Raw genomic sequence first — 8,295 nt, 5'->3', positions numbered from 1 at the left:
GCAGCCACCACACGATCCACCAACCCGGGCCGATACACCCAGGTCAGCAACCCCAGCCCCGATAACTCGCCGATATCCGCAGACACCCGCACCACTCCCGGGAAGCACTACGCAGCAGCGTACGCCCGCAGGCTAAAACAACGGCATTGGACCTAAAGGGTGTTGCACAAGGCCGTGTTCGGGCAGGTTGGAGCCTGTGATCGCCGTTTTGTAGTCATGATGCGAGGGCCAGGTTGTGCATGTGAGCGACGGCCTGGACCGCGTGGTGGAGACCGTCGCCGCGCTGTCGGTAGTCGCGGAAGATCTTGTAGTTCCTCATCCGGCCGATCACATGCTCCGCCCGGGCACGGCCCTTCGGTGGGCGGCATTGTCGTCCTTCTCCCCCGGCAGCAGGGGCCGGTGGGGGCGTTTGCGGTGCGGCACGACCATCCCGCAGTTGAGGTAGGCACCGTCGCCGAGCACGGTCACGCCCTGGCAGTGCTCGCTCAGCCCGGAAGCTCGCCAGGCGTGCGTGTCCGCAGTCGTGCCCGGTACCGGCCGCGCTACGGCGATCACAAGGCGAGTGTCGGCGTCCACGATGACCTGTACGTTCGCCGAGAACCGGTAGTTGCGTGACGAGGAGCCGGTGGTCCGGTCGGGGACCGGGACCAGGGTGCCATCCACGATCCACAACCGGTCCGCCGCGTCGGCCAGACGGGAGACGGGCTCCAGCGCCAGCAGCGGACCCAGTCGCTGGATGACACGGCAGACCGTGGAGGAAGAGACGCCGAACAGCGGGCCCAGCTGCCACATCGTCAGTTCGTCCGGTAGTACACGGCAACGATCAGTACCCGGTCGGCCAGCGGCAGCGACCACGGTCGGCCGCGTAGCGTGCCGTTGCCGTCCCGCTCCCGCACCGCCTTCAACAGACCCGAAGACTGCGTTACCGGCAGCCCCGTGCACGTCTCTACCCACACCCGCTCAGCACGCAAAGCCCCGGCCATACAAGGGAGATGCCCAGCGCTGGGGCGATCATCACCGTGTCGACGGGGAAGCGGCTGCCCAGCATGTGCTCGGCGAGCGTGCGCGCGAAACCGATGCCGGGCTCACCGGACTGCGACGACTTGTAATGGTCTGCGATGCGGTGCCCCTCTTCGGTGAGGCCGGGGAAGGAGTCGCGACCGCAGGCCAGGGCCTGGGTCTACTTGAGCGCGCCCCAGTGTTCTGCCAGTCCTCGGCCCGCACCGCGCCGGGACAGAGCGGGGGTCAGGTGAGGGTGTGGAGGACGTTCCAGAGAGCCACTTCCAACTGCCGGGGCAGCTCCGCCTGCTGGATCGGCACGAGGCTGGGCTTCCGGCGGAGCGGCTCGTCCCCGTTCTCCTTGGAGTGGACGGAGGTGTTTGACGGCTGGGTCAGGTCTCAAGGCACTTCCTCGGTCGGCGTCAACAGCTCTCCTTCACGGTGTGCGCGGACGGTTCGCCATCGGGCTGGACCGTACGGAAGGGAGGAGCCGCGCACGCAAGTGCGCAGGGGCGCGTGACCTGGACCTCGGCTCGGTCGGGTCGGCGTCGACGCCCGGGCCCTGCCTCGCTCACGAGTTCCGCGCTGCCGAGGGGCCTCCCGCGTGTCTGGTGCTCATCAGGTAGGTCAGCATCTCGTCAGCAGGAGTCCCCGAGCGTTTCGGGGTGGTCATCCCAACAGACGCCGATGCGAAGGGAAAGCCTAGGTAGGAAGCCGTCGAGCCCCATCGGAGCGATGTTCCTCACAAACATCGGGCGGGGGTGTCGGTGTAAAGTCGAGACCGCCCTTGACCTGCACAAAGCAGGCAGGGAGCCGTCTTCCAGGAGTTCAACATGCTGCGCACCATGTTCAAGTCCAAGATCCACCGCGCCACCGTGACCCAGGCCGACCTGCACTACGTGGGATCCGTGACGATCGACGCCGATCTGCTCGACGCCGCCGATCTGCTGCCGGGTGAGCTGGTGCACATCGTCGACGTCACCAACGGCGCCCGGCTGGAGACGTACGTCATCGAGGGGGAGCGGGGGTCCGGGGTCGTCGGGATCAACGGGGCCGCGGCCCATCTCGTGCACCCCGGGGATCTGGTGATCATCATCAGCTACGCTCAGGTGTCCGACGCCGAGGCGCGGGAGCTGAAGCCGAGGGTCGTGCACGTGGACGGTGACAACCGCATCGTGGCGCTCGGGGCCGACCCCTCCGCGCCGGTGCCGGGTTCGGACCAGGAGCGCAGCCCGCAGGCCGTGGGGGCCTGACCGGGGCCGCTCCACCGAGGAGGAGCGAGGGGCCCATGAGCGACGACATCGAGATCCGCGACGACCGGGCGGCGGGACGCCTGGAGGCGGTGGGCGGCGGCGAGGTGGTCGGCCGTATCGAGTACTTCGTGCTCGACGCCCCGCGACCCGCCCTCGTCCCGGTGCACACCATCGTCGAACCGGCGCACGAGGGGAAGGGCATCGCGGGCTCGCTGGCCCGTGAGCTGTACGCCATCGCCGCCCGCGAGGGCGTCCCCGTGGCCCCCCTGTGCCCCTACGTCGTCCGCTGGGCCGAGCGGCACCCGGACGAGGCGCCGACGGCCGACCCGGAGCTGCAGCGGGCCGCGAAGGTGTGGCTCGCGGCGCATCCTGATCGTTTCTGAGGGAGGGGCGGGATCCGCTTGCTTGCTCTTATCCATACCTCCCCTGTTCACGTTCCCGTCTTCGATGCCCTGCGGGATGAGCATCATCGAGGGCTTGAGCTGCGGCACTTCGTCGACGAGGGGCTGCTGGAGCGGGCCCGGGGGGACGGCGGGCCCGAGGCGGTCGCCGCCGAGGTGCGGGCCGCGGTGGAGCGCGCCGTCGCCGACGGCGCGCGGGCCGTGCTCTGTACCTGCTCGACCATCGGCGCCGTGGCGGAGGCCACGGCCGTCGGTGCCGGGGTGCCCGTCCTGCGCGTCGACCGGCCGATGGCCGCCGCAGCGGTGGCCGCGGGGGCGCGCGTCGCCGTCCTGGGCACCGTGGAGAGCACGCTCGGGCCGACGGCCGCCCTCGTCGAGGAGGAGGCGCGCCGCGCCGGTCGTTCCGTGGAGGTGCGGACCGTCCTCGTGGCGGGGGCCTGGGCGCACTTCGCCGCGGGCGACACCGACGCGTACGCCCGTGCCGTGGCGTACGCGGTCGACGGCGTCCGTGGCGCCGACGCGATCGTCCTCGCCCAGGCGTCCATGGCCCCGGCCCAGCGGCTGGCCACCACCCCGGTGCCGGTGCTGTCCAGCCCCCGGCCCGGCCTTGCCGCCGCGGCGGTTGCCGTCACGGGGGCTCCCGGCGGCTCTGTGGCCCACCCGGCGGCCTCCCCTGACACCAGCGGGTGACTGGGCGCGCGGCCCACGGGTAGGCGGGGGAGGAGTCCAGAGCCAACGCACGTTCACCACTGGCCGGAGGACAGCATGACCGAGCCGTATCCGGAGCCCCAGCATCCGGAACCTCAGCACCCGGAACCCCAGCACCCAGGGCCCCAGCCCCCAGAGCCCCATCCGGTGCCCACGCCCGAACCCCCGCCGGGTCCCGAGCCGACGCCCCCGCCGCCGGGCCCGACACCTCCCGCGCCCGGCCCCGGTCCTGTTCCGCAGCCACCGCCCGGCCCCGGTCCCGGCCCCAGCCCTCTCCCGGAACCCAACCCGTCCCCCATCCCGCCGGGCCCGGAACCCGTGCCGAACCCGGAACCGGGACCGCCGCTCAGCTAGCGCAACGCCACGGTGGGCGTCAGGCCGACACCTCCGACCGGTCGCCGCCCCACAGGGTGTGGAACGAGCCGTCGCGGTCGGTCCGCCGGTAGGTGTGCGCGCCGAAGAAGTCCCGCTGGCCCTGGGTGAGGGCGGCGGGGAGACGGTCGGCGCGCAGGGCGTCGTAGTAGGCGAGCGCGGCGCCGAAGCCGGGAGTGGGGACGCCCTGGCGGGTGGCGGCGACCAGGACCTCCCGCCAGTCGTCCTGGGCCGCCGCGATCTCCTGGGCGAACGTCTCGTCGGAGAGCAGGCTCGGCAGGTCCGGCCGGGCGTCGTAGGCGGCGCGGATGCGGTCGAGGAAGGCCGCGCGGATGATGCAGCCGCCGCGCCAGAGCGCCGAGACGGCGCCCAGGTCGATGTCCCAGCCGTACTCCTCGCTGCCCGCGGCGATCTCGTGGAAGCCCTGGGTGTACGAGACGATCTTCGAGGCGTACAGGGCCTGCTCCACGCGGTCCGCGAACGCCGCCGCCTCCGCTTCGCCGAGCGGCGCCGCCTTCGGGCCCGCCAGCCCGCGCGAGGCCTCCCGCAGCGCCGCGTGGCCGGACAGGGAGCGGGCGAAGACCGCCTCCGCGATGCCCGACACCGGCACCCCCAGGTCCAGCGCGATCTGCACGGTCCAGCGGCCCGTGCCCTTCTGCTCGGCCTGGTCCACCACCACGTCCACGAACGGCTTGCCCGTCGCCGCGTCCACGTGGGACAGCACCTCGGCGGTGATCTCGATCAGATAGGAGTCCAGGCGCCCCGTGTTCCAGGTGCGGAAGATCTCCGCGATCTGCGCGGGGGAGTACCCGGCCACGTCACGCAGCAACTGGTACGCCTCGCCGATCAGCTGCATGTCGGCGTACTCGATGCCGTTGTGCACCATCTTCACGAAGTGCCCGGCGCCGTCGGGACCCACGTGGGTGACGCAGGGCGCCCCGTCCGCCGCCTTCGCGGAGATCTTCTCCAGCATGGGGCCCAGGGACTCGTACGACTCCCTGGAGCCGCCCGGCATGATGCTCGGGCCGTGCAGCGCGCCCTCCTCGCCGCCGGAGATGCCGGTGCCCACGAAGTGGATGCCCCGCTCGCGCAGTTCGCGCTCCCGGCGCCGGGTGTCCGCGAAGTGCGCGTTGCCACCGTCGATGATCATGTCGCCGGGCTCCAGGAGCGGTGCGAACTCCTCGATCACCGCGTCGGTGGGGTCACCGGCCTTGACCATGATCACCAGACGGCGCGGGCGCTCCAGCGCGTCCACGAACTCCTTGGCCGTCTCGGCCGCGATGAACTCGCCCTCGCCGCCGAACTCCTCCACCAGGGCGTGCGTACGCGCCGCCGTCCGGTTGTGCACCGCGACCGGATAGCCGTTGCGCGCGAAGTTGCGGGCGAGATTGCGGCCCATGACCGCGAGACCCGTGACGCCGATCTGGGCTTTGCTGCTCATATCGCCTGCTCCCTAAAGGATCCGTGAGTGATCCATTCGTACCGGGCGTACTGCCTGTGCCGCCAGTATTGCCCTCCCGGCCATCCTGACGTGCCGGTACCCCGGCCGCACGTCCGGGGGCCGACGGACATCCATACGCACCGCGACCGCCCCTCGCTCAGCGGCGTCCGGCCGATCCGGCCAACCGGGGGTGGGTTCCCGGCCACTTGGAGTGACGGGAGGCCGAATTGCCGTCTTGTCATGGCCTGTTGAACACGCATACTTTTGGGCCCTCGTGACCATGTCGAAGGGGCACTTCATGGCCGTACGCGGCCGGCACCGCCGGTATCAGCCGAACAGGATCAACCGAGCCTCACTCACCGTCACGGCGGGCGGCGCCGGAATAGCCATCCCCTTCGTCGGCACCGGCAGCGCCGCGGCGGCCGACGTCGCCACCTGGGACAAGGTCGCCGCCTGCGAGTCCAGCAGCGACTGGGACATCAACACCGGCAACGGCTACTACGGCGGTCTCCAGTTCACCCAGTCCACCTGGGAGGCCTTCGGCGGCACCCGGTACGCGCCGCGCGCCGACCTGGCGACCAAGGACCAGCAGATCGCCGTGGCCGAGAAGGTGCTCGACGGGCAGGGCCCCGGCGCCTGGCCGGTGTGCTCGCAGCGGGCCGGACTCAGCCGCGGCGGCGAGAGTCCCGACGTCAGCCCCGCCACCGCGCCCGCCAAGAAGTCCGACGCCAGGAAGTCCGGCAAGGCCAAGACCTCCGTCCAGGACGTCCAGCCGCAGTCCACGCCCCAGTCGCGGGCGGGGAAGGCCGAGATGTACACGGTGGTGCGCGGCGACACCCTCTCCGGCATCGCCGACGACCAGCGCGTCCAGGGCGGCTGGCAGCGGCTGTACGCCGCCAACCGGCAGGCCATAGGAGCCGACCCCGACCTGATTCTGCCGGGCCAGCGGCTGAGCCTGCACGGCGAGGCCAAGAGCGGCAAGCAGGCCGCCAAGGACAGCGGCAAGGACGCCAAGGCCAGGGACGCCAAGGCCAGGGACGCCAAGGCCAGGGACGCCAAGGCCAGGGACGCCAAGGCCAGGGACGCCAAGGCCAAGGACAGCAAGGCCAAGGACAGCGACAAGAAGGCCGCCAAGAAGAAGGACACCCGCACCGAACAGAGCCCTTCCCGCTCCGAGCAGCGCACCTCCCAGTCCCGCGTCGCCCCGGTGAGCGGCTCGCTGGGCACGCCGTACCGGACGGCGGGTTCGTCCTGGTCGAAGGGCTACCACACCGGCGTCGACTTCCCCGTGCCCACCGGAACCTCCGTGAAGTCGGTCGCGGCCGGGCAGGTGGTCAGCGCGGGCTGGGGCGGCTCCTTCGGCTACGAGGTGGTCGTCCGGCACGGCGACGGCCGCTACTCGCAGTACGCCCATCTGTCGGCGATCTCCGTGAAGGCCGGACAGCAGGTCGGCGCTGGCCAGCGCATCGGCCGCTCGGGGTCCACCGGCAACAGCTCGGGCCCGCATCTGCACTTCGAGGTGCGGACGGGGCCCGGTTTCGGCACGGACGTCGACCCGGTGGCCTATCTGCGGGCCGGGGGCGTCAGGATTTGACCCTGGCCTGGTGCCGGTCCAGGACCAGCACCGGCACGAACGGCGCGTAGGCCACCGAGGGGTAGTACAGCTGCGGCTCGCGCTTCTCCTCGGCGGGCGCCCGGTTCTCCTGGGCGGCCTCCGAGGGCGGCTGTGCCGCGAGGGCCTCGGTGGTCTCCGGGGGCGGCCCTCCCGCGAAGACCTCGGCGGCTTCCGCGGACGGTCCTGCCGCGAAGGCCTTGGCGGTCTCCGGGTGCGGTCCCGCCGCGAAGGCCTCGGCCTCCGAGGGCGGGCGCGCCACGAGGACCCCGTCCCGCAGCTGCTCCCGCATCCCGGGGAGCAGCTCGGCGACGGGCTCCGCGTCGCCCTCGGGCTCCGTCTCCTGCTCCGGTGCCTGGGCCTGCTCCGGGATCGTCCCCGAGCGCTGGATGCGCTCCGTGGTGAGCAGGATCAGCCCGCCCGCGGCGACCACACCGCAGCTCAGCGCGAGGCCGGTGCCGGTGGCGCCGTACCGGAAGGACTCACCGAACATCGTGATGCCGACCGCTGCGGCGACCACGGGGTTCACCACCGTCAGCGTGGCCAGCGGGGCGGCGAGTCCGGCGCCCCGGTAGGCGGCCTGGGACAGCAGCAGCCCGGCCGTGGCCAGCACACCGATCGCGGCCAGCGAGGGCACGTCCGCCGCCGTGACGCCGCCGGTCCAGCCGACCGCGACCGTCTTGGTGAACACCGACGACATACCGAACGCGATACCGGACGCGGTGGCCAGCAGCATCGCGCGCACGGCGGGGTGCCGGTGCGCGGCCCGGCCCGCGACCATCAGCGTCACGACCACACCGCCGGTCACCAGGAACACCGCCGCCTGCTGGGCGCTGTCCAGCGACTGGTTGTCGGACGCGCCGACCAGGGAGAGCAGACCCGCCAGGCCCACCGTCGCCATGATCGCGCCCCGCCAGGCGGTCGACCCGGCCCTGCGGCGCACGAACAGCGCCGCCATCGGCAGCGCGAACACGATCGTCAGGGCACCCAGCGGCTGCACCAGGCTGAGCGGGCCGTAGGCGAGCGCCGCGACGTGCAGCAGACCGCCGAGACCGTTGAGCGCGACCGCCGCCCACCAGCTGGGACGGCGCAGCGGGGCGTACTGCTCGGCCTCCGGAGAGGTCTCCGCGACGCGCTCCTGCACGATCGCGCCCCCCGCGTACGCGACCGCGGACACGAGCGAGAGCAGCACGGACAACGCGAGGGCGCTCATGGGCTGCTCCTCTGCGTGAGGCGGGTGCGCTTCACCCCGCGCGGCGAACGGTCGGCTTCCATAGCCAACACAATGCCCCCCAAATCTGTTCCCGTCGTCGTCCCTGAGCAGGCATTGGGTCCTACTGCCGATGGAGTACGACATCACCCCCGTCATCCCCAGGTCGGGTGACAACGGCACCGGACCCCCTGATGGCACCCCCTAAGGGCAATGCCGTTGCGTTTAGGGGTCGGCGGGTTGGGGTCGTTGGATGCGGACTGCTTGAGTGCCGGTGTGGGTGGGCTGGGGCCAGGTGT

The 8,295-nt window shown here is 71.8% G+C and carries 6 protein-coding genes and 1 pseudogene; 4 read left to right on the top strand and 3 right to left on the bottom strand.

Going from position 1 to position 8,295, the window contains the following annotated elements; all coding sequences use genetic code 11:
• Positions 1 to 214: 214 nt before the first annotated feature.
• A pseudogene (locus ACFVQG_RS38600) lies at positions 215 to 983 on the bottom strand (transposase family protein).
• An 849-nt stretch (positions 984 to 1,832) separates the two neighbouring features.
• On the opposite strand from ACFVQG_RS38600, the gene panD reads away from it, so the two are divergent.
• From panD to ACFVQG_RS38585, 3 genes are read left to right on the top strand one after another with little or no spacing between them, the layout of a single operon-like run.
• Complete coding sequence (panD, locus tag ACFVQG_RS38595) at positions 1,833 to 2,252, top strand: aspartate 1-decarboxylase (protein WP_383393401.1); 420 nt, start codon at positions 1,833 to 1,835, stop codon at positions 2,250 to 2,252.
• A 35-nt stretch (positions 2,253 to 2,287) separates the two neighbouring features.
• Complete coding sequence (locus ACFVQG_RS38590; protein ID WP_383393398.1) at positions 2,288 to 2,635, top strand: GNAT family N-acetyltransferase; 348 nt, start codon at positions 2,288 to 2,290, stop codon at positions 2,633 to 2,635.
• Positions 2,636 to 2,653: 18 nt separating this feature from the next.
• Positions 2,654 to 3,343 carry an aspartate/glutamate racemase family protein gene (locus tag ACFVQG_RS38585; RefSeq protein WP_383393395.1) on the top strand — a complete coding sequence of 230 codons (690 nt, stop codon included), beginning with the start codon at positions 2,654 to 2,656 and terminating at the stop codon, positions 3,341 to 3,343.
• Between the two features lie 391 nt (positions 3,344 to 3,734).
• Here the strand turns inward: ACFVQG_RS38585 and gndA are convergent, their stop codons facing one another.
• The gene (gndA, locus tag ACFVQG_RS38580; protein WP_383393392.1) at positions 3,735 to 5,174 is read right to left on the bottom strand and encodes an NADP-dependent phosphogluconate dehydrogenase; all 1,440 of its coding nucleotides are present in this window, start codon (positions 5,172 to 5,174) and stop codon (positions 3,735 to 3,737) included.
• A 298-nt stretch (positions 5,175 to 5,472) separates the two neighbouring features.
• On the opposite strand from gndA, the gene ACFVQG_RS38575 reads away from it, so the two are divergent.
• The gene (locus tag ACFVQG_RS38575; RefSeq protein ID WP_383393390.1) at positions 5,473 to 6,768 is read left to right on the top strand and encodes a transglycosylase family protein; all 1,296 of its coding nucleotides are present in this window, start codon (positions 5,473 to 5,475) and stop codon (positions 6,766 to 6,768) included.
• On the opposite strand, the gene ACFVQG_RS38570 is transcribed toward ACFVQG_RS38575, so the two are convergent.
• On the bottom strand, positions 6,758 to 7,999 hold the full coding sequence (locus ACFVQG_RS38570; protein WP_383393387.1) for a DMT family transporter: 1,242 nt from the start codon (positions 7,997 to 7,999) through the stop codon (positions 6,758 to 6,760). The two genes, ACFVQG_RS38575 and ACFVQG_RS38570, sit on opposite strands and share 11 nt — an antisense overlap.
• Between the last annotated feature and the right edge of the window lie 296 nt (positions 8,000 to 8,295).

Source organism: Streptomyces sp. NPDC057877, from assembly GCF_042796855.1.
Classification (GTDB): Bacteria; Actinomycetota; Actinomycetes; order Streptomycetales; family Streptomycetaceae; genus Streptomyces.
The sequence above is the reverse complement of the archived record's forward strand: the minus strand, read 5'-3'. Positions and strand labels throughout refer to the sequence as shown.